Raw genomic sequence first — 25834 nt, 5'->3', positions numbered from 1 at the left:
GACCCAGATGCCGGACCTCACCCAGCCGGCCGAGGCGACCGCCCGGGCCCGCCGCCTTCACGCGGGGACCGGCCGGCGCGGCCTGATCGACCTCAGTCATGGAACGCTCCTTCGGAGGGGGGATTTGCTTCGTCGGACCCGGACGTCTCCTCCGCGGAGACCATCACCAGGTCGAGCACGCGGTGCTCGTCCAGGTCCTCGGCCGGCGCCTCGTGGACGATCCGGCCCTCGCGGATGACCAGCACACGGTCGGCCAGGCCGAGCACCTCGGGCACCTCGCTGGACACCAGCAGCACGCCGATGCCGTCGTCGGCCAGCTTGCGCACCAGCGCGTACAGCTCGGCCCGGGCTCCGACGTCCACACCACGCGTGGGCTCGTCCAGTAGCAGCAGCTTGCGGTCCTCGGCCAGCCAGCGCCCCAGCACCGCCTTCTGCTGGTTGCCGCCCGACAACGTCCTGATCGGCCGGCGCGGATCGGGCGGACGGATGTCCAGCGCCTCCGACAGCCGTTTGGCCTCGGCGAACTCGGTCCTGCGGTCGAGCCAGCCCAGCCACCGCGGCTTGGTGTAGCGGCTCAGGCTCGCCAGCGTGATGTTCTGCGCGACGGGGTGGTCCAGCAGCAACGCCTGCGCCTTGCGCTCCTCGGGCGCCAGGCCCATGCCCATCCGCACCGCGCGGGTCGTGCTGCCCGGCCGTACCGTCTGCCCGTCGAGCACGACCCGGCCGCTCGCCCGCCGTGCGCCGTAGATCGCCTCGATGATCTCGCTGCGGCCCGAGCCGACCAGACCGGCCAGGCCGACGATCTCCCCGGCCCTGATGCTGAACGACACGTCGGCGAACCGGCCGGGCAGCGTCAGGTTCTCCACCCGCAGCACCTCGGGCCGCCCCTCGTGGGCGTCCCTGCCCGGCCGGGGCGGGAAGACGTACTCGACGTTGCGGCCGGTCATCAGCGCCACGATCTGCGAGGTCGGCGTGTCCTTGGCCGCCAGCCCCACCGCGACCGTACGGCCGTCCTTCAGCACCGTGACGCGGTCACCGATCTCGCGGATCTCCTCCAGGCGGTGGGAGATGTAGATCACCGCAACACCCTGGGAGGTGAGGTCGCGGATCACCCGGAAGAGGTTCTCGACCTCGTCGTGGGCCAGCGCGGCCGACGGCTCGTCCATGATGATCAGCCGGGCCGAGTGCGACAGCGCCCTGGCCATGCTGACGATCTGCTTGTGCGCCGGGGACAGCCGGCCCACCTCGGTGCGGGGGCGGATCTCACCGTGCCCCAGCCGCTTGAGCAGCTCGGACGTCGCCCGGTCGGCCTCGGCCCTGCGGGAGAACCCGAAGGTCGCCATCTCGTGGCCGAGGAAGATGTTCTCTGTGACGCTCAACCCGTCGACCAGGTCGAGCTCCTGATAGATGGTGGCGATTCCGTGGCCCATGGCCGCGGTCGGCGGTGCCAGCCGTACGGGCGAGCCGTCGAGCAGCACCTCGCCCTCGTCGGGCTCGTGGGCACCGGACAGGATCTTGATGAGCGTGGACTTTCCGGCGCCGTTCTGGCCGAGCAGGCAGTGCACTTCTCCGGCTCTGACCTCAAGGTCCACGCCGTCCAGCGCGCGTACGCCGGGGAACTGCTTGACGATCCCCCTCATTTGAAGCAGGGGGTGTTCGTCTCCCATGGGGGTCTCCCAACGATGATCAGTTGGCGGAGTAGACGTGGTCGCTGATGAGGCGGGTGGCGCCGATGACACCCGCGGTATCGCCGAGTTCGGACAGCACGATCGGCAGGTTTCCGGTGGCGAGCGGCAGCGACCTGCGGTAGACGACGCTTCTGATCTCCGCGAGCAGCACGTGGCCGAGCTTGGCCACGCCGCCCGCGATGATCACGAGGCCGGGGTTGAAGAAGCTGACCAGGCTCGCCAGCACCTGGCCCACCCGGCGCCCGCCGTCGCGGATCAGCCCGATCGCGCCCGCGTCGCCCTGCGCCGCCGCGGCGGCGACGTCCTCGGCCGTCAGCGTGCCCGCGACCGCGAGCCGTTCGGCCAGGTACGGCGAGCCGCCCGAGCGGGCCACCGCGACGGCCTCCCGCGCCAGCGCGGCGCCGCCGAAGTACGCCTCCAGACAGCCCGAGTTGCCGCAGGAGCAGACCGGCCCGAGGTCGTCCACCCGGATGTGGCCGATGTCGCCGGCGCTGCCCGACACCCCGCGGTAGATCTTGCTGTCCACCACGATGCCGCAGCCGATACCGGTGCCGATCTTGACGAGCAGGAAGTCCTCGACGTGCCGCGCGACACCGGCGTGCAGTTCCCCGAGCGCCATGATGTTGACGTCGTTGTCGACCACCGTGGGACAGCACAGCGCCTGCCCGACCGTCTCCCTGACCGGGTAACGGTCCCAGCCCGGCATGATCGGCGGCACCACCGGAACGCCTTCGGCGAAGCTCACCGGCCCGGGGACGCCGATGCCGGCGCCGCTCAGGTCGGTGAACAGCCCGTCCCTGCTCAGCTTGCCGAGCAGTTCGATGGCCCGGTCGAGCACGACGGCGGGCCCCTCCTTGATGTCGCAGGGCTCGCTCAGGTGACCGAGCACGTTGAGCTCGCCGTCGGTGACCGCGACGTCGATCGAGGTGGCGCCGATGTCGATCCCGCCGAAGCGGATGTCACGGGCCAGCCGTACGCGTCCCGAGCGCCGGCCGCCGCGCGAGGCGGCCAGTCCGTCGGGCTCGGCGAGCCCCAGCTCGAGCAACCGGTCCAGCTCGACGTTGAGCTTCGACCGTGACAGGTCCACCACGTCGCCGAGTTCGGCACGGGAACGCCCGCCGTCCCTCAGCAACCGCAGGAGCGCGGCCTGGTGGACGTTCTCCGGCCTGATGGTCGTCCTCTTCACGTACGCCTCCGCGTCCCGGTGATTGGCTGGAAACGTACCTCTTTTCTGCTGATTGGGGAAGACCTTTTATCGATGTGATGCAACCTTTCGCTGAAATCAGCAAAAGTAGCCTCCTGCGTGCGGGGTAGGAGAGCAGAGAGGATGGTTGGAAGGCGCACGCTGGGGGTTGCCTGACATGCTGGGTTTGCCTGACGGGGTGCGCGGCTGCCTGTTCGACATGGACGGGGTGCTCACGCGCACGGCCCGGATCCACGCCGCGGCGTGGAAGGAGATGTTCGACGAGTACCTGCGCGAGCGGGCGGTCGCGACCGGCACGCCGTTCGTGCCCTTCGACGAGACCGGCGACTACGAGCGGTACGTCGACGGCAAGAAGCGCCTGGACGGCACCCGGGGGTTCCTGCGGGCCAGGGGCATCGACCTGCCCGAGGGCAAGCCGGACGACCCGCCGGGCATGCCCACGGTCAACGGCCTGAGCAACCGCAAGAACGAACTGGTCCAAGGGATCCTCGACCGGCAGGGCGTGGAGGTCTTCGAGGGCTCGGTGCGCTACCTGCGCGCCGCCCACGACGCGGGACTGCGCCGCGCGGTGGTCTCCAGCAGCGCCAACACCGCGCGCGTGCTCGCCGCGGCCGGGCTCGACGACGTGTTCGACGCGCGGATCGACGGCGAGGTGGCCAGGGAACGCGGGCTGGCGGGCAAGCCCGCCCCCGACATGTTCCTCGCCGCCGCCGAGGCGCTCGGGCTCGCACCGGCCGAGGCCGCGGTGTTCGAGGACGCGCTGGCGGGGGTCGCCGCCGGGCGCGCGGGCGGCTTCGCCGTCGTGGTGGGCGTGGACCGCGGGCACCAGGCCGAAGCCCTGCGGGACAACGGCGCCGACGTGGTGGTGACGGACCTCTCCGAACTGCTGGACGACAAATGATCAAGCATCCCGCCTTCATCGTCGAGCCGTGGTCGGTGCGGGAGTGCCACCTGCACACCGACGTGCTCGCCCAGACCGAGTCGGTGTTCGCGCTGTCCAACGGGCACATCGGGCTGCGCGGCAACCTCGACGAGGGCGAGCCGTACGGCCTGCCGGGCACCTACCTCAACTCCTTCTACGAGCTGCGCCCGCTGCCGTACGCCGAGGCGGGCTACGGCTACCCCGAGTCCGGGCAGACGGTCGTCAACGTCACCAACGGCAAGCTGATCCGCCTGCTCGTGGACGACGAGCCGTTCGACGTCCGCTACGGCACGCTGCACTCACACGAGCGGGTCCTCGACCTGCGGGCGGGGACGCTCACCCGGAAGGCCTGCTGGAGCTCGCCGACCGGGGCCCAGGTGCGCGTCACCTCGACCCGGCTCGTGTCGTTCACCCACCGGGCCGTGGCAGCGGTCCGCTACGAGGTGGAGCCGGTGGACCAGCCGCTCAACGTCGTCGTCCAGTCGGAACTGGTGGCCAACGAGACCGTGCCGCCGCCGACCGCCGACCCCCGCGCCGCCGCCGCGCTGGAGGCGCCGCTGGTCCTGGAGGAGAACGTCGCCGCGCGCAACAACGTGTGCGTCATGGTCCACTCCACCAGGGCCAGCCGGCTGCGGGTCGCGGCGGGGATGCGCCACGAGATCGACGGCCCGGACGGCACCCGGGCCGAGTGCGACGGCGGCGGCAACGTCAGCCGGGTCACGATCGCCACCCGGCTCGTGCCGGGCGAGCGGCTGCGGCTTGACAAGTTCTTCGCCTACGGCTGGTCGGCCAAGCGGTCCAGGCCCGCGATGCACGACCAGGTCGTGGCGGCGCTGGCGGCGGCCCGGCTCACCGGCTGGGACGGCCTGTGCGCCGAGCAGCGCGCCTTCCTCGACGACTTCTGGGCGGGCGCGGACGTCGAGGTCGAGGGCGACGCCGAGGTGCAGCAGGCCGTACGCTTCGGGCTGTTCCACCTGCTCCAGGCGGGCGCCCGGCTGGAGCGGCGGCCCATCCCGGGCAAGGGGCTGACCGGCTCGGGCTACGACGGGCACGCGTTCTGGGACACCGAGAGCTTCGTGCTGCCGGTGGCCACCTACACCTACCCCAGGGCCGCCGCCGACGCCCTGACGTGGCGCGCCTCGATCCTGCCCCTCGCCCAGGCGCGGGCCGAGCAGCTCGGGCTTGCCGGCGGGGCCGCCTTCCCCTGGCGGACGATCAACGGCGAGGAGTGCTCGGGATACTGGCCTGCGGGCACGGCGGCCTTCCACGTCAACGCCGACATCGCCGCCGCGGTCACGCGGTACGTCGACGCGACCGAGGACACCGACTTCGAGCGGGACATCGGCCTGCCGCTGCTCGTCGCGACCGCCCGGCTGTGGTGCGCGCTCGGCCACCACGACGCCGAGGGCCGTTACCGCCTCGACGGCATGACCGGCCCGGACGAGTACAGCGCCATCGCGGACAACAACGTCTACACCAACCTCATGGCCCAGCGGAACCTGCGGGCCGCCGCCGAGGCGGCCGTACGCCACCGCGACCGGGCCGAGCAGTTGGGGGTCACGCTGGAGGAGGCCGCCATGTGGCGCGACTGCGCCGCCGCCACCTACCTGCCGTACGACGAGCGGCTGGGGGTCCACGAGCAGAGCGAGGGGTTCACCGGGCACGCGGTGTGGGACTTCGCGGGCACCGCACCCGAGCAGTATCCGCTGCTGCTCCACTTCCCCTACTTCGACCTCTACCGCAAGCAGGTCGTCAAGCAGGCCGACCTCGTGCTGGCCATGCACCTGTGCGGCGAGGCGTTCACCCTCGAGCAGAAGGCGCGCAACTTCGCCTACTACGAGGCGCTGACCGTGCGGGACTCCTCGCTGTCGTCCTGCACGCAGGCCGTGCTCGCCGCCGAGGTGGGACAGCTCGACCTCGCCTACGCCTATCTGGGCGAGGCCGCGCTGATGGACCTGCGCGACCTCGAGCACAACACCCGCGACGGCGTTCATATGGCCTCGCTGGCCGGGGCGTGGATCGCGCTGGTGGGCGGGTTCGGCGGCATGCGGGCACGCGAGGGGCGGGTCTGCTTCGCCCCCCGCCTGCCCTCGGGCATCACCCGGCTCACCTTCCGCGTGCGCTACCGGGGCCGCCTGCTGCGGGTCGACGTCACCCCGGACGGCACGACGTACCGGCTCCTGCACGGCCCGCCCCTCACGCTGTCGCACCACGGCGAGGAGTTCACGCTCGGCGCGCAGCCGCAGGCCCGGCGCAACGCGCCGCCGCCCTTCCCCGGCCTGCGGGTCAGGCAGCCGCCCGGCCGCGCGCCCGCGCCCCGGCGGCCCGGGGACCTGTCCCTCGACCTCATCGGCCCGCCGGAGCCGGCCGAGGAGCTCTGACGGCCCGGCCGGGCGCGGCGGGGGCAGGTCAGAGCATCGCCTGCAGGGAGGCGCCGGCCTGCTCGCCCAGCTTCGTGGGGAGATAGGGCTGCTCGGCCATGACGGTCTCCCAGTTGTCGCGGATCGCCTCGACGGTGAGGTCGTCGGTACGCCAGCCCGGCCCCTCTGCCACGAACACCCGGGCGATCCGGCCGGCCCCGACCGAGAACACCTCGCCGCTGGTCTCGCAGCTCTCGTGGGCCAGGTACGCCACCAGCGGGCTGACCCGCTCGGGGGTGAACTTGCTCTCGAACTCCGCGGGCAGCAACGTCTCGGTCATCCGCGTCCACGCCACGGGGGCGATCGCGTTGGCCTTGATGTTCGCCCGCGCGCCCTCGATGCCGAGCGTCTTGGTCAGGCCCACCAGGCCCATCTTGGCCGTCGAGTAGTTGGCCTGGCCGAAGTTGCCGAACAGCCCGGCGGGCGAGGAGGTGTTCACGATCCGCCCGTACGCCTGCTCCTTCATGTGCGGGAACGCCGCCCGGCTGACCAGGAACGAGCCGCGCACGTGCACGGCGATCACGGCGTCGAACTCCTCGACCGTCATCTTCCCGAACGAGCGGTCGCGCAGGATGCCGGCGTTGTTGACGACCACGTCCACGCGGCCGAACGCGTCGAGCGCGGTCCGCACGATCGCCTCCGCGCCCTCCGGCGTGGCGACGTTGTCGGTGCTGGCCACCGCCTCTCCGCCGTTCTTCACGATCAGCTCGGCGACCTCCGCCGCCGGGCCCGAGGACGCGCCGGAGCCGTCGAGGGCGCCGCCGAGGTCGTTGACGACGACCTTCGCCCCGCGCCGGCCGAGCAGCAGCGCGTGCGACCGGCCGAGCCCGTGCCCGGCTCCGGTGACGATCGCCACCCTCCCGTCGAACCTCAGCTCGGAATCCTCACCAACAGGCATGGCGCCACCCTTCCAGAAAGAGAACAAGGTTCTGGTGGCACTTTAGCCTTCGGCGGCGGTGATGGTCAGAAGTAGTCGGCCGTCCAGTGCACGGCGAGCGGATGCTCGACGACGGCCCTGACCTCGGCCTCCTCCAGCAGCAGCGGCCTGGCCATGCCGGTCTGCTCGTCCCGGCGCTCCCATTCCTCGAAGAGGAGGGGCAGGGCGGACCGGATCGGAGGGTCGAGCGGCGCGCGCAAGCATCCCGACCGCACACCGCGCGCACGGGCCTCGGCGGCCACGGCACGCAGCAGGGGCGCGGCCGCCCGGCCGTCCGCGAGCGCCACCTCGACCACGTCCCCGGCACTCCAGTCCACCACCGCGTACGCCATGGGGGTGCCGTGCTCACGGACCAGCAGGATCTCGTGCGGCGGGCCGTACCAGACCGGGACGCGGCCGGACCAGTCCCGGGCGGAACGCACGGTGGTGAGCGGGCGCCGGTCGTCGTGCCGGTCATGCAGCGCGGCGAGCACGGTCCAGTCGCCCAGCCCGGCCGGTCCGGCGGTCCAGCCTGCGTCGAGAGTCCCGGCGTCGTCGAGAGTCCCGGCGGCGGCGAAGCGGCCGTCCACCCGCGGCCGGTCGAACACCCGCCAGCCGGAACCGGAGTAGACGCCCGGCGTGCCGGTGAACAGCAGCGACCACGCGCACCCGGCCGCCGTCATCGCGTCGGCCGCCATCGCGAGCAACCGCCTGACCAGTCCCCTGCCCCGGGCGTCCGGCCTCGTCGCGACGCTGGACACGCAGCCCACCCGCCGGACGCCGCCGTGAGCGTCGCGCACGTCGCGGGGCAGCCAGTACACCACGGCCAGGACGCCGGTGGCGTCCGCGGCCACGAGGGTGCGGCCGAGGCGCCCCTCGTCCTGCTCGTACAGCGGCACGATGTGGGACGCGGTGAAGGCCCCCGCCCACAGCGCGTACAGGGAGGTCACCTCGTCCGCGCGCACGGTCCTGAACTCGGTCAACCCATCCGCTCCAGCATCTCGGGAGTCACCTCGTGACGCAGCGCGAGCCCCGCGCGGTGGCGCCGGATCTCGTCCAGCACGAGCGCGCCCTGGCGCCGCCGCGCCTCGACCGTCCCGGCCGCCTGGTGCGGCGTGAGCAGGACGTTCGGCAGGCTCCTGAATCCGTGGTCCGCGGGCAGCGGCTCGGCGTCGAAGACGTCGATCGCGGCGTCGATCCGCCCGGTGCGCAGCTCCGCCAGGAGCGCCTCCTCGTCCACCAGCCACGATCTGGCCGTGTTCACCAGCCCCGCGCCGTCGGGCATGAGCGCCAGCTCGCGCGCGCCGAGCAGGTGCCTGGTCTCCGGCAGCACCGGCGCGTGCAGGGCCACGATCCTGCTCGTGGCCAGCAGTTCGTCCAGCGGCACGGCGGGCACGCCGGGCTCCCCCGCGAAGTAGGGATCGCTCACCACCGTCTCCGCACCGAGGGCGCGCACCAGATCGAGGTACGCCCGGCCGGTGCGGGAGGCGCCGACGACCCCGACGCGGCATCCCAGGATCTCGTGCCGCGGCGGCGCCTGCTCCGCCGTGTGCCAGTCGGCGTCGCTGTGGAGCGCGTGGTCGAAACGGTGGATGCGGTGCAGGAGGGACAGGGTGAAGGCGAGCGCCACCTCGGCGACCGGGCGGGCCATCGCCTGCCCCGCCTGGGTCACCCTGATCCCCCGCGCGAACACCTCGCCGGTGACGAAGAACTTGACGCTGGCGCCGATGTGGGCGACCAGCCGCAGGCTCGGCGCGAGGTCCAGCAGGGCCGCGTCGAGGACCGGCATTCCCCAGCCCGTGACCAGGATCTCCGTGCCGGGAAGCGCCTCGGCCAGGCCGGCCCGGTCGGCCGGGTCGTCGAGCAGGCGGGCCTCGCCGAGCTCCCGCCCGAACAGCCGGGCGCGCAGGTCCGGCGGCACGCAGACCAGCGTGCGCGCGTCAGGCGAGCCAGGCATCGAGGTGCTCCGCCACGAAGTCGTCGTCCACGAGCCAGGGGTAGGCGGCCGTCACCCGGGTCAGCTCCTCGGCCTGGCCGGGCGACAGGCCCTCGTCCGGGTCGAGGCACCAGACTCCGGCGAGCAGGCCCTGCCGCCTGAGCACCTCGTGCACACCCGCGATGCATCCGGCGAAGCCGTGCGCGGCGTCGAACACCGCCGCGTTGGCGTCGGTGAGCTGCTGCGCCTTCCCGGCCAGTCCTGCGGGGTCCCGGGACACCTGCTCGACCATCGCCACGGCGGCCCGGGTCCAGACCGCCCACTGGCCGAGCAGGCCGCCGCGGAACCGCAGCCCGCCGGGCAGCGTGGCGAGCAGGTCGCCGATGATGTGGTCGTCGTTGCCGGTGTAGAGCGCCACCTCCTCGCTCCGGCCGGAGGCGGCGACGCCGTGCGCGACCTCCAGCGTGCGATACCGGTCGAACGGCGCGACCTTGATGGCGACGGTGGACGGCTGGTCGGCGAGCGCCCGCCAGAAGCCCCGGGACAGCTCCGGGCCGCCGATGGCCCGTTGCAGGTAGAACCCGATCACCGGCAGCACCTCGCCCACCGCGCGCGCCCGCTCCAGCAGGTCGGCCTCGGTGGCGCCGGGGACGACCGGCGACAGCAGCACCGCGTCGTACCCGAGGCCCGCCGCGAGCTCCGCCTCCGCGACCGCCTGCGCGACGGGACCGCAGGCGCCCGCGATCGTCACGACGTCCCCTGCCCTGTCGCTCGCGGCGACGGTCTCCGCGGCCAGTTCCAGCACCGGCCGCAGCAGCCCGGCCTCCCGGATCGCGAACTGGGTGGTGTGCACGCCGACGGCGATCCCGCCGGCGCCCGCCGCGAGGTAGTAGCGGGTGAGGGCCCGCTGGCGGCGCTCGTCGAGCGTGCGGGCCGCGGTGAGGGCGAGCGGGTGGGCGGGGATGGCCGCCCCGTCGAGCAGCGGTGCGAGGGACATCAGAACCTCCCGTCGCGCACGGCGAACTTGGTGGGCTTGCCCGAGACGGGCAGTCCCCGCCGCAGCCAGTCGGCCTGCCAGTCGATCAGCGTGCCCAGGGGGACATCGGGGTAGCCGAACAGCGCGTGGCAGCGCGTGGCGTCGCTGAGCAGGGCCGTACGGGCCTCGGCGCCGGTGAACTCGGCGGCGACGCCGAACCGCTCGGCGAAGCGGGACGCGATCCGCCGGACCGACGCGGTCTCGGGACCGGTGAGGTTGAGCACGAAGGCATCGGACGACGCGTGCTCCAGGGAGCGCAGCGCGACCTCGTTCGCGTAGCCCTGCCACACGACGTTGACGTGACCGGTGGTGACGTCCACCGGCGACCCCGACAGCACCGTCTGACCGATGTCGGCGAGCACGCCATAGCGCAGGTCCACGGCGTAGTTCAGGCGCAGCAGGCTCACCGGCGTGCCGCGCTGCGCCGCGTGCTCGAACACCCGCTCCCGGCCGAGGCAGCTCATCGCGTACTCCCCGACCGGCCCGGTCGCATCGGTCTCGGCGCAGCCGCCGGTCTCCAGGCCGGTGAGCGGGTAGACGTTCCCTGTGGAGAACGCGGCGATCCGCGCGCCGGCGTACCGCTCCGCGACGCGCGCGGGCAGCGCGGCGTTGACCACCCAGGCGAGGTAGGGAGCGGCGGCGGTGCCGAACTTCGCCCCCACCATGAACACCACGTCGCGGGCGTCCGGCAGCGCACCCAGGTCCGCGTTCCCCATCAGGTCGAACGTCACCGTCCGCACCCCGTGCCGCTCCAGGTCGCGGGCCGCGGCGGGGTCGGACCAGCGGGAGACCGCCCACACCGCGTCACCCATACGGCCGGCCTCGTCGAGGCCCCGGCGGGCCAGGCGGCACAGCGTGGGACCCATCTTGCCGCCCGCGCCGAGCACGACCAGGTCGCCGGCACCCGAGGCCAGGGAGGCGACGAGGGCGGGTGACGGCGTCGTCAGCCGGTCTTCCAGCGCGGATTCAGAGTCGAACATCATTTATCCCTTGATTCCAGACATGGTGACGCCCTCGGTGAGGTAGCGCTGTCCCACGAGGTAGGCGGCGAAGATCGGCACGAAGGCCACGGTCGCGCCCGCGAGCACGACGTTGAGCGGCACGTTCTGCTCCTGCAGCGACGCGATGCCGACCGTCAGCGTGCGCATGCCGGTGCTCTGCCCGACGATCAGCGGCCAGAGGAAGTCGTTCCAGTGCCACAGGAAGACGAAAAGGCCGAGCGTGGCGAGGATCGGCTTGCACAGGGGCAGCACGATCCTGACGAAGATCGTCAACTCCGAGGCGCCGTCCAGCCGCGCCGCCTCGAACAGTTCGTCGGGCAGCGCGCCGATGAACTGCCGCATCAGGAAGACCGCCTGCGCGTTGGCGAGGGTCGGCACGATGAGCCCCCAGAAGGTGTCCACCCCGCCCGCGTTGGCCACCAGGACGAACAGCGGGATCAGCGTCACGTGGTAGGGCACCATCACCATCGCGAGGAACGACCAGAACATGGTCTCCTTGCCGGGGAAGCGCTTCTTGGCGAAGGCGTATCCGGCGAGCGAGGCGAGCAGCAGCACGAGCACGACGCTGACCACCGAGTAGATCAGCGTGTTCAGCGTCCACAGCGGCAGGTCGCCGCCGCCGAGCACCCGCTCGTACGCCCCGGTGGCCAGCGGCCAGGGCAGCAGGCTGCCGGGGAACTCGACCGCCGCCACCGGCTTCAGGCTGAGCACGACCATCGCGTAGAACGGGAAGATCGTGACGATCGAGGCGATGCTCAGGAGCACGATCCGTACGGCCCGGCCGGCGCGTCCCGGCTCCAGCGCTCGGTATGCGGTCACTTGGCCCTCCCGATGAGCAGCCGCTGGATCAGCGCGACGAACAGAGTGAGCACGAACAGGGCGACGCCGAGGGCGCTGGCGTAGCCGAGGTCGAAGTACTTGAAGCCCTGGTCGTAGAGGTCCATGACCAGGGTGTAGCTGGAGCGGCCCGGACCGCCGCTCGTCATGACGTAGACGAGGTCGAAGACCTGGAAGGAGTTCGTGGTCTCGATCACGGCCAGGAAGAAGATCGCGGACCGCAGCTGCGGCAGGACCACGTAGCGGAAACGCTGCCACGGGCCCGCGCCGTCGCTGAGCGCCGCCTCCTCCAGCTCGCGCGGCAGGTCCTGGAGCCGGGCCAGGACGATCAGCATGCCGTACCCGAAACGGGACCAGACCGACACGATCACCAGGGCGGGGATGACGAGCACCGGCGAGGCCAGCCAGGAGTCGCCGATCAGCTCGCCGAGCGGCCCCGACGAGGAGAACAGCCAGGTGAAGATGGTCGCCGCCAGGACGAGGCTGGTGATGACCGGCAGGAAGAAGATCGACCGGAACAGCCGGACCCCGCGGAACGAACGGCGCACGAGCAGCGCCAGGCCCACCGACACGCCGACGGACAGCGGCAGGTAGAGCACCGTGTAGATCACGGTCACCTTGAGCGCCTGCCAGAAGAGCGGATCGTGCAGCATCCGCTGGAAGTTGTCCAGGCCGACGAACGTCGGGCTGTCGCCGACCGTGTACTCGAAGAAGCCGAGTAAGGTCCCCACGACGGCCGGGCCGAACCGGAAGGCCAGGAACAACAGGAAGCACGGCAGGACGAACGCCAGGCCCCAGCGGGCCTCGTACCGGGCGCCCGCCGACCTGCGCCGGGCCGTCACTCGGCGCGGACGCGCCTCCGCGGTGACCGTCACGGGTTTACCTCACAGGTGTCTCGAAGCTTGTCGCGCCGTCCCGGCCGTCCCTGCTCGGGGCGGCCGGGGACGCCGGTCTTATTGGCCGATGAGGGCGTTGGCCGCGGTGGCGGCGTCGGTGAGAGCCTGCTGCGGGCTCTTCTGGCCGATCAGCGCGGCCTGGATCTCCGGCGCGAGCACGCCCATGACGTCGCGCGCCTTGTCGTGCAGCGGCGCGCCCTGCATCAGGTCGAGCGTCTTCTCCATCTCGGCGTTCGGCCCGTCCGTGTAGAGGGCGCCGGTCGACTTCTGCGGGGAGAAGAAGCCCGAGGCGGTGTCGTACGCCTTGGTGACGGCGGCGCCGGAGGCGAAGGCCAGCCACTTGCCGGCGGCGTCCTTGGCCTTGGAACCCTTGAGCATCGACAGCGCGCCGATGGAGCCGTAGCCGACCTGCTTGGCGTCGCTCAGCGGCGGGTAGATCTTGATGTTCTCCGCACCCCAGAACGACTCGACGTCCGCGGGCACCTGCTGCCAGGTGCAGGCCGTCTTGTTCTGCGCCAGGTGCGTCTGCTCGAACGCGGGGATGCCGGTGAGCAGGTCCTTCTCGACGTAGCCCTTGTCGGCCAGCGTCTTGAGGAAGGTCAGCGCCTTGAGGCCCTCGGGCCCGTCGAAGGCCACCTTGGCGCCGTCGGGCGTGAACACGCTGCCGCCGGCCTCCCACAGCAGGGGGTAGAACGACTGGTTCAGCGTGGCGCCGGGGTCGGCGTAGTAGTTGGTGACGTCGAAGCCCTTCTCCTTGAGCTTCGGCGCGATCGCGAGCACGTCGTCCCAGGTCTTGGGAGCCTCGACCCCGGCCGCGTCGAGCACCTTCCGGTTGCACATCAGCGGGTTCGCGCCCATCAGGATCGGGGCGCCCATCAGCTTCCCGTCGAGGGTGACGGCCTGCTTGACGTTGTCGCGGTAGTCCGCCTTGGCCGTGTCCGACAGATAGGAGTCGACCGGCTGGATGGCCTTGGCGAACTTCGGGATCTGGTCGGGGATCAGGTAGACGAGGTCGGGCCCCTTGTTGCCGGCGATCGCCGTGGTGAGCGACTCCTCGCGCTTGGCCCAGGGGTAGATCTCGACCTTGACGTCGATGTTCGGATTGTCCTTGGTGAACGCGGCGATCTGTCCGTCCCAGAAGGCCTTGTGCTTGGCCTCGTCCGGGATGATCGGGTACACCCACATGGTCACGGTCTGCTTGCCGGACTCGGCGTCGGAGCCGGAGCCACAGGCGGTGGCCGCGGCGGCGAGCGCCGCCACCACGACCGGCGCGAGCATGCGAAGTCGCATGGGGAAGGTCCTCTCTGGGGGATCGGGGAAGTTCACTGTTCCGGCACGTCGACGACGGTGCCGGAGTGCCGGGCGCGCTCGGCGGCGAAGACCGCGAGATGGGAGGCGAGCGACTCGGCCGGGCCGGATCGGATCAGGGCGTCGTCGCCGACGGCCACGGCGCGCACGAAGGCGTCCATCACGCCGTCGTCCCCGCCGCCGTGGCCCTCGCCGGCGTTGGCGCCGCCGACGGGGCCGGCCTCGGTGGTCTCGGTCCTGCCGGTGCGGAAGTCCAGGACCGTCACCCGCTCGCCGTCTCCGACGAGCTGCCCGTGGCTGCCGAAGATCCGGGTCTGCCGGTGGGTCTGCTCGGTGAAGGCGGTCATCGTGAACGTCCCGGTGGCGCCGCCCTCGAACTCCAGGGCCAGCACCTGGTGGTCCACGACGTCGTTGTCGCAGGCGTAGACGCACCTGCCGTACGGGCCGGTGCGCAGCGCCTCGGTGACGCCCGCCTCGTCCGTCGCGTCGGTGATCACGCTGACGGGCCAGACGGCCCCGCGCTCCCGCAGCGCGGGGTAGTAGAGCTTGGGCGCCGAATAGGGGCACTCGGGCTCGATCGCGCAGTCCAGGCAGCGGTCCGCGGCGCCCGCGGGGCGCTTGTCGGGCCGGAAGTGGCCGAGGTCGCCGAAGCTCGCCACCCGGGCGATCCTGCGCCCGGTCACGTACGCCAGCCAGTCGAGGTCGTGGCAGGACTTGGCGAGCAGCATCGGGCTGGCCAGCTTCTCGCTCCGCCACGGCCCGCGTACGTAGGAGTGGGCCGCGTGCCACCAGCCCACCGGTTCCAGGTGCTGGACGCTCATGATCTCGCCCAGCACGCCGGAGCGCACCACCTCCATCACCAGGTCGGTGTACGGCGTGTAGCGCAGCACGTGGCAGACCGCCAGCCGTACGCCGGCCTCGGTGACCGCGGAGACGATCCGCCTGCATTCCTCTTCCGTGGGCGCGAGCGGCTTCTCCAGCAGCAGGTCGCGCCCGGCCTGGGCGAACGCGACGGCCGGGTCGACGTGGTCCCTGTCCTGGGTCGCCACGATCACCGCGTCGGCCGGCACGTCCGCGGCCAGCATGTCCTGCCAGGTCGCGTACTCCGCCACCCCGGGGTGCCCGGCCGCGACGAGGCCGCGCCGGTGGGGGTCCGGGTCGGCCACGGCGACGAGCCGCGCGCGGTCCGGGTTGCGCGCCACCCACGAGGCGTAGGTCTGGCCCCGGCTTCCGGCGCCGGCGAGGGCCAATGCGACCCGGCGTTCCATTTGCACTCCTCTGTGATGGTTTGGGAGTAAGAAGGTTAGAGAACGAGGTTTCCGGTGGTCTGAACCCGGGGGCCGTCCGGCGGCGCCGTCCGGGAGACGCCCTCCTCGACGCAGGAGGTGTGCTGGAGCAGCGAGCCGTCGCCGAAGGCGGCCCCGGCGAGCGTGACCTTCCCGCCCGACAGGCGGGCGCCGACCGCCGAGTACACGTTCTTCCCGGTCTCGACCGCGACGTGGGCCGTGCCCGCGTCGTTCGTCGTGCTCCGGTAGTCGCGCAGTTCCCACTGGACGGTCCCGCCCGCGTCCGCGCGGGACAGCAGCGCCTTCGCGCCGTTCGTCCCCTCGACCACCGCGCCGCCGCCCACGTGGATCCGCTGGTCCTTCTTGCCCGACAGCCGGATGCCGGTGCCCGACAGCCGCCCGCCCTGGATCCGTACGAGTGAGGCGGCGACGGGCAGCGGCCGGCCGCCCTCCTTGCCGAGCAGGGTGCTGTCGACCAGGTGCAGCTCTCCCGTGCCGTTGCAGGCGTTGCCGTCCAGGTTCGACAGCACCGACCGCACGATGTGCACGGGCGAGGTGACCGAGGACTGCACGATCTCCGAACCGGCGGCGAGGGTGAAGTCGCAGCCCTCGATGATGTTCGGCCGGGCCGACAGGGCGGACGACTGGGAGATGATCAGCTGGTCGGTCGCGGAGCAGCCCCGCATCTGGACGCCGTCGGCGTTGACCCAGATCATCCCGGAGCCCGCGAGCGACGGCTTCCCGATTACCCGCATGTCCTCCAGCGTCAGATCGGTGACCTTCACCCGGGCGACGAACCACGAGCAGACGTGCCGGCGTACGGTGATCCGCTTGGCCGCCGAGCCCCACGCCGCGCCGGAGTTGGCGAACGTCATCAGACCGGAGTTGCCGGTGTAGACGAGGTCGTGCTCGTACTGGCCGTGGGTGACGAACGGCCCCTGGTCGTCCCCGTCGCCGTGGCAGTTCTCCACCAGCCCGTACGCCGAGGCGGTCCAGTCGTTGAGGTGCCGGGCGTTGGAGGTGTGGCAGTCGGCCACGTGGCCGTACAGGCAGTAGATCTGCTGGGTGAGGTAGCCCGCGCCGCCCCAGGTGACGGACGTGGGGTTCTTCAGCGAGCAGGAGCGCGTCTGGAAGTAGGTGCACCAGCGGCGCATGACGACCGGCCAGAACGTGCCGGTGGCGTCGATGCCGGACACGTCGCACCAGACGGCGTACTCGTAGGCGACCGGGTGCGAGCCGGTGTACTGGTCCGCGCCCGCGCCGGTGAACACCATGTTCCTGACGTGCACGCGCTCGACCGGCTCGATCCTCGTCCAGGTGATCGACCGCCCGGCCTTCAGCGTCCAGCCGTTGAGGTAGTTCACCCGGATGTGGGAGCCGTCCACGATCTGGGTGACCTGCACGAGCTTCTGCAGCTCGCGTTCCCACTGCCCGGCGCCCTTGCTCACCTCGGCCGACCACCACTGGCCGACCTGGAACTTCGACGAGTCGCCGACCTCGAAGACGTCCGACAGCTCCGGCATGTCGGCGGTGAGCGGCGCGGTCACCACCGTGTCGGTCACCTTGCCCCGGAAGAAGAGCACGGCCGCGAAGGGGTCGTCGTATCCGGCCTTCTCGATGCCGTCGGTGCGGACGGTGTGGCCGCCGAAGTCGAACTCCAGGTTCGAGCGGGTGTACTTGTGTCGCTTGACGAACAGCAGGTCGGTGTGGGCCTCGATCCGGTGGATGGACGGATCGTTCACCATCGCGTCCAGCGCGGCGTCCGCCGGCGCGTCGTCGCCGAACACCCCGAACCTGCGGAAGTCGCCCACGCCGTCGTGGACCTGCACCCACCGGCCCGCGCCCGGCCCACCGAGGATCGTGCCGCCGTTGGCGGTCGCGGTCGAGTCCGCGTCCCAGCGCACCAGCATGCCGCCGCCGTCACCGGCCGCCTTGTAACCCGCGACCTGCACCAGCGTCCCGTCCGGGATCTTCCTGCCGTCCAGCGACAGCAGCTCGGCCACCGTCGCCACCGCGTACACCGCGTTCTTCAGCTCCGCCGCCGGCCCGGCGTGAGCCGTACCGGGAACCAGCAGAGCCAGCCCACCGACACCACCCGCCGTCAGCAGGGCACGGCGGGACCTCATGGATGAACTCATTTCGGGACTCCTCAGACGGCCAGGTTGCCGGTGGTGATGACTCGGGGCCCCGCCGCCGGGACCGTACGGGTGACGCCCTCTTCGGCGCAGCCCGTGTGCAGGAGGTGGGAGTCGCCGCCGAAGGCGGCGTCCGCGAGCGTGATCGCGCCGCCGCGGAACCGCGCCCCGACGGCGGAGTAGCGGTTGACGCCGCTCGTGATCGCGACGTGCGCGGTGCCGCCGTCGCCGGTCGAGCTGACGTAGTCGCCCAGCTCCCACCGCACCGGTGCGCCGTCGGCGCGGGACAGCAGCGCCTTCTCGCTGTTGGTCCCCTCGACCACGGCGCCCCCGCCGATCGAGATCCGTTGCTCGCGGACCGCGGACAGGCGGATGCCGCTGTCGGTCAGCCGCCCGCCGGACACGACGACCTCGGCGGCTCCGATCAGCAGCGGCGCCGCGCCGGCCGTCCCCCTGATGACGGTGTCGGTGAGGTGGATGGGACCGGACCCGCGCATGACCGCGCCGTTCACGCCTGTGAAGACACACCGGACGAAGTGGACGGGGTTGGTCACCGGCGTCTGGACGACGACCTGCCCCTCGGGAAGGTCGAAGCTGCAGTCCTCGATGACGTTGGGCCTGCCGGACCGCGCGGAGCGCTGCGCGACGGCGAACGTCCTGGCCGAGCAGCCGCGCATCTGGACGCCGTCGGCGTTGACCGTCAGCGTGCCGCCGGGGTCGAAGGTGGAGCGCGGGATCACCTTGACGTCCTCCAGCGTCAGATCGGTGATCTTGGTGTTGGCCGTGAACCAGGAGCAGACGTGCCGGCGTACGGTGATCCGCTTCGCGCTGATCCCCCACTGCGCGCCCGAGTTGGCGATGTCCATCAGGCCGGAGTTGCCGGTGAACACCAGGTCGTGCTCGTACTGCCCGTGGGTGGTGAACGGGTTGCCGCCCGCGTCGTCGCCGTCTCCGTGACAGTTCTCCACCACGCAGTAGGCCGACGCGGTCAGGTCGTTGAGGTGGCGGGCGTTGGAGGTGTGGCAGTCCACCACGTGGCCGTACAGGCAGTAGATCTGCTGGGTGAGGTAACCCGCGCCGCCGTAGAAGACCGTCGGCGGGTTCTTCAGCGTGCAGCTCTCGGTGCGGAAGTAGGTGCACCAGCGGCGCATGACTACCGGCCACCAGGTGAGGGAGGCGTCGATGCCCGAGACGTCGCACCAGGCGGCGTACTCGTAGGCCACCGGATGCGAGCCGGTGTACTCCCGGTCGTCGGGCAACTCCCCGTTCTTCGGCCCGTCGTACGGCGGGGCGCCGACGAAGACCATGTTCCTGACATGGACCCGCTCGACCGGCTTCACCCTGGTCCAGGTGATCACGCGGCCCTTGTCGAGGTCCCAGCCGTTCTGGTAGTTCACCCGGATGCGGGACCCGTCCACGATCTCGGTGACCTGCACCATCTTCTGCAGTTCCCGCTCGTCGCGGCCGGAGAGGTTGTTCACCACCGCCGTCCACCACTGGCCGACCTTGAACTTCGACGAGTCGCCGACCTCGAAGACGTCGGCCAGGTCGGGCATCGGGGCGCTCAGGGTGTGCTCGACGACCGTGCCGGTGACCTCCCCACGGAAGAACATCACGGCGCCGAACGGGTTGTCGTGCGTGTTCTTCTCGATGCCGTCGGTGCGGACGGTGTGGCCGCCGAAGTCGAACTCCAGGTTCGAGCGGGTGTACTTATGGCGCTTGACGAACAGCAGGTCGGTGTGGGCCTCGATCCGATGGATGGACGGATCGTTCACCATCGCGTCCAGCGCGGCGTCCGCCGGCGCGTCGTCGCCGAACACCCCGAACCTGCGGAAGTCGCCCACGCCGTCGTGGACCTGCACCCACCGGCCCGCGCCCGGCCCACCGAGGATCGTGCCGCCGTTGGCGGTCGCGGTCGAGTCCGCGTCCCAGCGCACCAGCATGCCGCCGCCGTCACCGGCCGCCTTGTAACCCGCGACCTGCACCAGCGTCCCGTCCGGGATCTTCCTGCCGTCCAGCGACAGCAGCTCGGCCACCGTCGCCACCGCGTACACCGCGTTCTTCAGCTCCGCCGCCGGCCCGGCGTGAGCCGTACCGGGAACCAGCAGAGCCAGCCCACCGACACCACCCGCCGTCAGCAGAGCACGGCGGGCCACAGGGGATTTCTGGGGGTATTTCACAAGATGCCTCAACCTTCGGCCGGGCGGCGAGACGCGGCACGGCAGGGGGTGAATGAAGGCCGGGCGGACACGCGTGAGGCGTGCAGGCGGCGGAGCTGCTGGCCGAAACCGTCCGCGGTCAGGGGCTGTGACGTCGCGGGGGCCAGTTGTTCGCCCGATGTGGCGCAAACCTTAAGCAGGTTTCGGCCAGTAAATCAAGGCCGGTAGCCGAGTTCCGACGAAATGCGCCGGGCCGCGTCCCGCACCTGCCGTCCCAGCTCCTGGTAGCGCCACGTGGGCAGAGCCGGCTTCAGACCCGTGATGCTGATGGCCCCGGCGCACGTCCCGGAATGGTCGCGCAGAGCGCTGCCGACGCAGAACACCCCTTCCGCATCCTCCTCGTCGTCGAGCGCGTAGCCCGTCTCGCGGATGTCGCGCAGGTGCGCCAGCAGCCGGTCGAGGTCGGTGATCGTGTGCGCCGTGCGGCGGGGCAGCCCGACCCTCTCGATCAGGGCCTCGACCTGCCGATCCTCCATCTCGGCGAGCAGCGCCTTGCCGAGGCCGGTGCAGTGGGGCAGCTCCCGCACGCCCATCCGCAGGTCCACCTGGATGCGCTCGCCGTTGCTCACCTGGTCGATCACCACGGCCTGGTCGCTCTCCGGGATCGCGAGCCGGGAATTCATGCCCGTCGTCCGGGTCAGCTCCACCAGAATGGGACGGGCGACGTCCCGCAGGGACAACTGGTCGCGCGCTCTGTCCCCGAGCCGGGCGAGCGCCATCCCCAGCCGGTAGCGCCGGTTCATGCCCTCGCCGTCGTCGGCGGCCAGGCCGAACCGCTGGAGTGTGTAGAGGGTGGCGAAGGCCGAGCTCTTCGACAGGCCGCACGCCGCCGCCACCTCGGTCACGCTCAGGCCCTCCCCCGGGGGGCCGCCGGCCAGGGCCTCGAGGACCTCGGCCGCCCGGGCGACGCTGCGGATCCAGTAGCGGGAGTTCTCCACCTCGCCATTCGCCGAACTGTTCGTCATAGCCGAACACTGTAGCGCATTTTTCACCACATCTCCCCCGTACGGCATTGACCTGGCATGGACGCCTCCATAAGATGCCGCTACCTGTTCGGTTCCACCGAATAGTGTTCGTAACAATCGATCTGCGGCGGAAACACTCGCGTCACACCGGAACGGGGCTGGTCCCGGTGCGGCGGCCAAGGAGACCATGTGAATCAGCAACCGGCCCCGTCCATCTCCCTGCCCGAACGGGCTCGCCAGGTCATCCCCGGCGGGGTCAACAGCGGACAGCGGAACGTTCCGGGACTCGCCGACCTGGTGATCGCCCGGGCCCAGGGCGCGACGTTCTGGGACGCGGGCGGGCGGCAGTACACCGACTACCACGCGGCCTTCGGCCCGCCCCTGCTCGGCCACAACGACCCGGACGTCGCCGCGGCCGTGGCGGAGGCGGGACGCACCCTGGACCTGTGCGGCGTCGGCGTCACCGAGGGCGAGATCGAACTGGCCGAGACGCTCGCGGAGCTGGTTCCCAGCATGGAGCGCGTGCTCCTGACCAGCACCGGTTCCGAGGCGACCTTCCATGCCCTGCGGGTCGCGCGGGCCGCCACCGGACGCCGGCTGGTGGTGAAGTTCCAGGGCTGCTACCACGGCTGGCACGACGCCGTGAGCATGAACGTGATCTCCGCGCCCGACCGCGTCGGCCGCAGGGACCCGATCTCCACCGGCATCCTGCCCGAGGTCCTCGACGCCACGCTCGTCCTGCGGTTCAACGACCCGGACGGAGTGCGCGCCGCGTTCGCCGACCACGGCGACGACATCGCGGCCGTGATCGTCGAACCCGTGCCGCACAACGTCGGCTGCCTGCTCCCCGACGCGGAGTTCCTGCGTACGCTCCGGGAGGAGTGCACCCGGCACGGCAGCGTGCTGGTCTTCGACGAGGTGATCACCGGCGTACGGCACGGCCTGGGCGGCTGGCAGGAGATCGCCGGCGTGACCCCCGACCTGACGACGATGGGCAAGGCCATCGCGAACGGCTATCCCGTCGGCGCGCTCGGAGGCCGCGCCGACCTCATGGACCTGTTCAGCTCGCGCCCCGGCGCCCCCGTGTTCTTCGCCGGCACCTACAACGGCCACCCGGCGGTGGTCGCGGCGGCGCTCGCCACGCTGCGCAAGCTGCGCGAGGAGCCGGTGCACGAGCACGTGTTCCGGCTGGGCGACCGGGTGCGCGCCGAGCTTCCCCCGGTGCTCGCCTCTCTCGGCGTGCCCGCCGTCGTCACCGGGTACGGCTCGGTGTTCGTCACCTACTTCATGGACCGGCTGCCGAAGACGTACGACGACCTCCTCGCCAACGACACCGGCATGTTCGTCGGATACCGTCGCCGCATGGTCGACCAGGGCGTCTTCGAGCTGCCGCTCAACCTCAAGCGCAGCCACCTGTCGTACGCGCACACCGACGCGGACGTGGACCGGCTGATCGAGACCACCGAGGCGGCCGTCCGCGCCCAGCTCGCCGACGGCGGCGCGCCCGGCGACCTGAGCACCGCCTCCACCATGGGAGGAGCCCGCTGATGCTGACCGTGAACACCACCCGTCCGGCGGGCCCCGCCGGGCGGATCAGCCGCGTCGAGACCCTCACCCTGGGCACGGCCTGGCGCGACTTCAGCTACGTCCGGATCCACACCGACGCGGGCCTGTCGGGCGTCGGCGAGATCACCCATCCCTACCGGGCGCGGGAGACCTGCCTGCTGACCGAGGCGATGGCGCAGCGGCACCTGCTGGGCGCCGACCCGTTCGACGTGGAGGAGATCTGGCTCCGGCTCTACCAGGGCGACTTCCTGCGCGGCGGAGACGTCGGCGGCATCGTGGTGTCGGGCGTGGACCAGGCGCTGCACGACCTGATGGGCAAGGCGCTCGGCGTGCCCGTCTACCGGCTCACCGGCGGCGCCTGCCGCGACCGGGTCAGGGTCTACGCCAACGGGTGGTACACCGGAGACCGCGAGCCCGGCGCGTTCGCGCAGCGGGCCAAGGAGACGGTCGCCAAGGGCTACACCGCGCTGAAGTTCGACCCGTTCGGCGCCGGCCTCGGCGAGCTGTCCCGCGCCGAGCTGCGGCTCTCGCTCGACATCGTCGCCGCCGTACGGGAGGCCGCCGGCCCGGACGTGGACCTGTTCGTCGAGGGGCACGCCCGGTTCGCCTTCCACACCGCCGCCCGGCTGGTGCGGGAGCTGGAGCCGTACGACATCGGCTGGTTCGAGGAGCCGCTGCCGTGGACCCACATCGAGCGGTACGCCGAGCTGCGTCAGCGGGCGGCCTTCCCGATCTCGGGCGGGGAGCACTTCCACAACCGGTACGAGTACGCGCGGCTGTTCGCCACCGACGCGGTGGACATCATCCAGCCGGACCTGTCCATGGCGGGCGGGTTCACCGAGGTGCGCAAGCTCGCCGCGCTGGCCGACCTCCACTCGATGACCGTGGCGCCGCACAACTCGAACTCGCCGCTGTGCACGACCGCGTCGGTGCACGCCGTGCTCGGCATGCCGAACTTCACGATCCTGGAGACCTTCGACGGCCTGCTGGAGCCGTACGTCTTCGAGGCGGTCCGCGGCGCCCTGCCCATCGAATCCGGATATATCGGGATACCTGATAAGCCAGGACTGGGAATCGAGCTGGCCGACGAGGTCTTCGAGGAGCACCCGCCGAGCCACCGGTTCTGGAACATGTTCGCCGAAGGCTGGGAGAAGCGGAACCGCACATGATCGTGGACGTCCACTCACACCTGTTCACCTGCCCGGACGACGTCGGGGACCCCTTCGCCGCCGAGTCGGCCCGAGCGCACGGGGGTCACGTCGACCTCACCGTGCGGTGGGCCGACTACGCGGCCTCCGCCCCCGACGGCACCCGGACGATCGTGGTGGGCGGCAAGGCGCGCAGGTCGGGCCTGTGGGTGGACGACGCGGACGTGGCCGGCTATGTGGCCGCGCACCCCGACAGGCTGATCGGCTACCTGTCGCTCGATCCCACCCAGCCCGGCTGGCGGGACGAGCTGGTGCGCGGCCACCAGGACCTGGGCCTGCGCGGGATCAAGCTCATGCCGATGTACGCGGGATTCGACCCCGCCGCCCCGGAGTACGACGACCTGTTCGCCTACGCCGAGCGGCACGGGCTGCCCCTGCTGGTGCACACCGGCACGACGTTCGTGTCCAAGGCCCCGCTGAAGTGGGCGCTCCCCGTCCACCTGGACGAGGTCGCGATCCGCCACCCCGAGCTGCGCATGGTCCTGGCGCATCTCGGCCACCCGTTCGAGGGCGAGTGCATCGCGGTGATCCGCAAGCACCGGCACGTCTACGCCGACGTCTCCGCGCTCCACTACCGCCCGTTCCAGCTCTGGCACAGCCTCAGGCTCGTGCAGGACTACGGGGTGTGGCACAAGCTGCTGTTCGGCAGCGACTACCCGTTCACCACCGTCGACGCCTCGATCGACGGCCTGCGGGCGGTCGGGGCCGTGGCGGGCATCCCCGGTCTGCCCCCGCTCGACCGCGACGAGATCGAGAACCTCATCCACCGCGACGCCCTCCCGCTGCTGGGACTGGCATGAACGGGGGAAGGTTCGACCTGACAGGACGGACAGCCGTCGTCACCGGCGCCGCGCGCGGTCTCGGCCAGGCGTTCGCCGCCGGTCTCGCCGAGGCCGGCGCGGACGTCGTGGCGATCGACAGGCCGGGCGGGCCGCCGCTGGACGAGACCGTCCGGCTCGTCGCGGCGTACGGCAGGGCCTGCCGTACGGTCGAGTTCGACCTCGCCGACACGGCCGGTCTCGCCGGCCTCGCCGACCGCCTCTGGGCCGAGCGCCCGGTGGACATCCTGGTCAACAACGCCGGGATCGCCAGGCTCGAGCACTTCAACGAGATCACGGTCGAGGCCTGGCGCGAGATCATGGCGGTCAACGTCGACGCCGTGTTCTTCCTGTCCCAGCGGATCGCCGAGCACATGATCGCCGCGGGGAGGACCGGCAGGATCGTGAACGTCTCGTCGAAGAACGGCCTGATGGCCGAGGCCGGGCTGGCCCACTACAACGCGTCCAAGGGCGCGGTCGAACTGATCACCAAGTCGCTCGCGGCGGAGCTCGGCCCGCACGGCATCACCGTCAACGCCGTCGCGCCCGGCATGATCGCCACGCCGATCGACGACGCGTTCCCCCTGGAGCACCAGGCGTTCGAGGCGGCCTGGGCGGAGCGGATCCCCCTCAGAGGTGGGTACGGCACGCCCGACGACGTCACCGGGGCCGTCGTCTACCTCGCGTCCGACGCCGCCCGGTACGTCACCGGCGCCACCCTCGTGGTCGATGGCGGCGTGCTGGCCGACCAGATGCCCCGCCATCGGTTCATGCCGCCGTACCGCTCGGGTCTGGATCAGCCGCGGTAGGGCGGCTCGTCAGTCGCCGTCGGTGGCCTTCGCCGCCGCGGCGAACATGTCGTCGACGTAGCGGCGCATGAGGCGTTCGAGCTCCATGAGGTCATGGTCGCTCCATTGCGCGAGTACGGGACCGGCCAGGCGTTGGCGGGCGGCGTCGAGAGCGTCGGTGACGCGGCGGCCCTCGGCGGTGATGATGGCCTCTTTCACCCGGGCGTCGGCAGGGCTGGGGCGTCGTTCGACGAGTCCGAGGGCGGCGAGTTTCGCGACCTGGCGGCTGATGGTGGTGTAGTCGCGTCCGGCTCGCTCGGCCAGTTCGCCCACACCGATCGGCCCGAATCGCTCGACGCCCACGAGCAGGGGGAACAGGGCGCGGTCGAGGGAGACGCCGGCTTCGGCCAACAGAACATCGTCGCGGCTGGGCAGGTTCATCAGCACGACCAGATCGATGATGGCCCCGTGGAGACGGCGCAACGTGGTCTGGCGTCGCCGTGTGCTCAAGGCCGCCCCACCGTCCCTCCTGATATCGGGCCTTCATCCAACGGGCAATTCTAGGAGGTTCGCCCGCGGCGCCGCCGACGACGGAGAGGCGGGCTCGCTCGGCGGTGACGGAGCCCGCCGTCCGGAACGCGTGGGCGCCTGGTCCTCACGGAGCGCCACGGAGCCGGTCTCGCGG

General features: G+C 71.5%; 21 protein-coding genes. 6 read left to right on the top strand and 15 right to left on the bottom strand.

The annotated features are described in order from the left end of the window. Positions 1–92: 92 nt before the first annotated feature. Together Msi02_RS33805 and Msi02_RS33800 are read right to left on the bottom strand one after the other, a co-directional pair. Positions 93–1640 carry a sugar ABC transporter ATP-binding protein gene (locus Msi02_RS33805; protein WP_239108965.1) on the bottom strand — a complete coding sequence of 516 codons (1548 nt, stop codon included), beginning with the start codon at positions 1638–1640 and terminating at the stop codon, positions 93–95. A gap of 46 nt (positions 1641–1686) precedes the next feature. Continuing rightward, on the bottom strand, positions 1687–2874 hold the full coding sequence (locus Msi02_RS33800) for an ROK family transcriptional regulator (RefSeq protein ID WP_193208654.1): 1188 nt from the start codon (positions 2872–2874) through the stop codon (positions 1687–1689). 175 nt (positions 2875–3049) lie between these two features. Between Msi02_RS33800 and Msi02_RS33795 the strand changes: the two genes are divergently transcribed. Continuing rightward, positions 3050–3793, top strand: a complete 744-nt coding sequence (locus Msi02_RS33795) for a beta-phosphoglucomutase family hydrolase (RefSeq protein WP_204051919.1) — start codon at positions 3050–3052, stop codon at positions 3791–3793. Continuing rightward, positions 3790–6195: a glycoside hydrolase family 65 protein gene (locus Msi02_RS33790; RefSeq protein ID WP_204051918.1), complete on the top strand. Its 2406-nt coding sequence runs from the start codon at positions 3790–3792 to the stop codon at positions 6193–6195. The genes Msi02_RS33795 and Msi02_RS33790 overlap by 4 nt, the downstream gene beginning before the upstream one ends. Positions 6196–6223: 28 nt before the next feature. On the opposite strand, the gene Msi02_RS33785 is transcribed toward Msi02_RS33790, so the two are convergent. The 12 genes from Msi02_RS33785 to Msi02_RS33730 all read right to left on the bottom strand — a co-directional run bounded on the left by Msi02_RS33785 (position 6224) and on the right by Msi02_RS33730 (position 20769). Next, a complete protein-coding gene (locus tag Msi02_RS33785) occupies positions 6224–7132 on the bottom strand; it encodes an SDR family oxidoreductase (protein ID WP_204051917.1) in 909 nt (302 codons plus the stop codon). Between the two features lie 65 nt (positions 7133–7197). Next, complete coding sequence (locus Msi02_RS33780) at positions 7198–8133, bottom strand: GNAT family N-acetyltransferase (protein ID WP_204051916.1); 936 nt, start codon at positions 8131–8133, stop codon at positions 7198–7200. After that, positions 8130–9107: a hydroxyacid dehydrogenase gene (locus Msi02_RS33775; protein ID WP_204051915.1), complete on the bottom strand. Its 978-nt coding sequence runs from the start codon at positions 9105–9107 to the stop codon at positions 8130–8132. The genes Msi02_RS33780 and Msi02_RS33775 overlap by 4 nt, the downstream gene beginning before the upstream one ends. Further along, complete coding sequence (locus tag Msi02_RS33770) at positions 9091–10083, bottom strand: dihydrodipicolinate synthase family protein (RefSeq protein WP_204051914.1); 993 nt, start codon at positions 10081–10083, stop codon at positions 9091–9093. Before Msi02_RS33770 ends, Msi02_RS33775 begins: the two co-directional genes overlap by 17 nt. Continuing rightward, on the bottom strand, positions 10083–11102 hold the full coding sequence (locus Msi02_RS33765; protein WP_204051913.1) for an NAD-dependent epimerase/dehydratase family protein: 1020 nt from the start codon (positions 11100–11102) through the stop codon (positions 10083–10085). The genes Msi02_RS33770 and Msi02_RS33765 overlap by 1 nt, the downstream gene beginning before the upstream one ends. A 3-nt stretch (positions 11103–11105) precedes the next feature. Further along, positions 11106–11942, bottom strand: a complete 837-nt coding sequence (locus Msi02_RS33760; protein ID WP_204051912.1) for a carbohydrate ABC transporter permease — start codon at positions 11940–11942, stop codon at positions 11106–11108. Further along, positions 11939–12835, bottom strand: a complete 897-nt coding sequence (locus Msi02_RS33755; RefSeq protein WP_204051911.1) for a carbohydrate ABC transporter permease — start codon at positions 12833–12835, stop codon at positions 11939–11941. Before Msi02_RS33755 ends, Msi02_RS33760 begins: the two co-directional genes overlap by 4 nt. 78 nt (positions 12836–12913) lie before the next feature. Then, positions 12914–14146: an ABC transporter substrate-binding protein gene (locus Msi02_RS33750; protein WP_204051910.1), complete on the bottom strand. Its 1233-nt coding sequence runs from the start codon at positions 14144–14146 to the stop codon at positions 12914–12916. Positions 14147–14178: 32 nt separating this feature from the next. After that, complete coding sequence (locus Msi02_RS33745; RefSeq protein WP_204051909.1) at positions 14179–15432, bottom strand: Gfo/Idh/MocA family protein; 1254 nt, start codon at positions 15430–15432, stop codon at positions 14179–14181. Positions 15433–15467: 35 nt separating this feature from the next. After that, the gene (locus Msi02_RS33740) at positions 15468–17588 is read right to left on the bottom strand and encodes a putative phage tail protein (protein ID WP_204051908.1); all 2121 of its coding nucleotides are present in this window, start codon (positions 17586–17588) and stop codon (positions 15468–15470) included. A gap of 11 nt (positions 17589–17599) precedes the next feature. Further along, positions 17600–19741, bottom strand: coding sequence for a putative phage tail protein (locus tag Msi02_RS33735; RefSeq protein WP_204051907.1), 2142 nt, complete (start codon positions 19739–19741; stop codon positions 17600–17602). A 218-nt stretch (positions 19742–19959) separates the two neighbouring features. After that, positions 19960–20769 (bottom strand): IclR family transcriptional regulator, encoded by an 810-nt coding sequence (locus tag Msi02_RS33730; protein ID WP_204051906.1) that lies wholly within the window; start codon positions 20767–20769, stop codon positions 19960–19962. 189 nt (positions 20770–20958) lie between these two features. Between Msi02_RS33730 and Msi02_RS33725 the strand changes: the two genes are divergently transcribed. The 4 genes from Msi02_RS33725 to Msi02_RS33710 are packed head-to-tail and all read left to right on the top strand — an operon-like array spanning position 20959 to position 25170. Next, positions 20959–22317 (top strand): aspartate aminotransferase family protein, encoded by a 1359-nt coding sequence (locus Msi02_RS33725; protein WP_204051905.1) that lies wholly within the window; start codon positions 20959–20961, stop codon positions 22315–22317. Continuing rightward, on the top strand, positions 22317–23504 hold the full coding sequence (locus tag Msi02_RS33720; protein ID WP_079316310.1) for a mandelate racemase/muconate lactonizing enzyme family protein: 1188 nt from the start codon (positions 22317–22319) through the stop codon (positions 23502–23504). The genes Msi02_RS33725 and Msi02_RS33720 overlap by 1 nt, the downstream gene beginning before the upstream one ends. Then, positions 23501–24343 (top strand): amidohydrolase family protein, encoded by an 843-nt coding sequence (locus tag Msi02_RS33715; RefSeq protein ID WP_204051904.1) that lies wholly within the window; start codon positions 23501–23503, stop codon positions 24341–24343. Before Msi02_RS33720 ends, Msi02_RS33715 begins: the two co-directional genes overlap by 4 nt. Continuing rightward, entirely contained in the window at positions 24340–25170 is an 831-nt protein-coding gene (locus Msi02_RS33710; RefSeq protein WP_204051903.1) for an SDR family NAD(P)-dependent oxidoreductase, read from the top strand. Before Msi02_RS33715 ends, Msi02_RS33710 begins: the two co-directional genes overlap by 4 nt. Before the next feature lie 9 nt (positions 25171–25179). Here Msi02_RS33710 and Msi02_RS33705 read toward each other — a convergent pair whose 3' ends face one another. Further along, entirely contained in the window at positions 25180–25659 is a 480-nt protein-coding gene (locus tag Msi02_RS33705) for a MarR family winged helix-turn-helix transcriptional regulator (protein ID WP_239108964.1), read from the bottom strand. Between the last annotated feature and the right edge of the window lie 175 nt (positions 25660–25834).

Source organism: Microbispora siamensis, assembly GCF_016863095.1.
GTDB lineage: Bacteria > Actinomycetota > Actinomycetes > Streptosporangiales > Streptosporangiaceae > Microbispora > Microbispora siamensis.
Note: the sequence above shows the minus strand (reverse complement) of the source record. Positions and strands in the feature narration are given on the sequence as shown.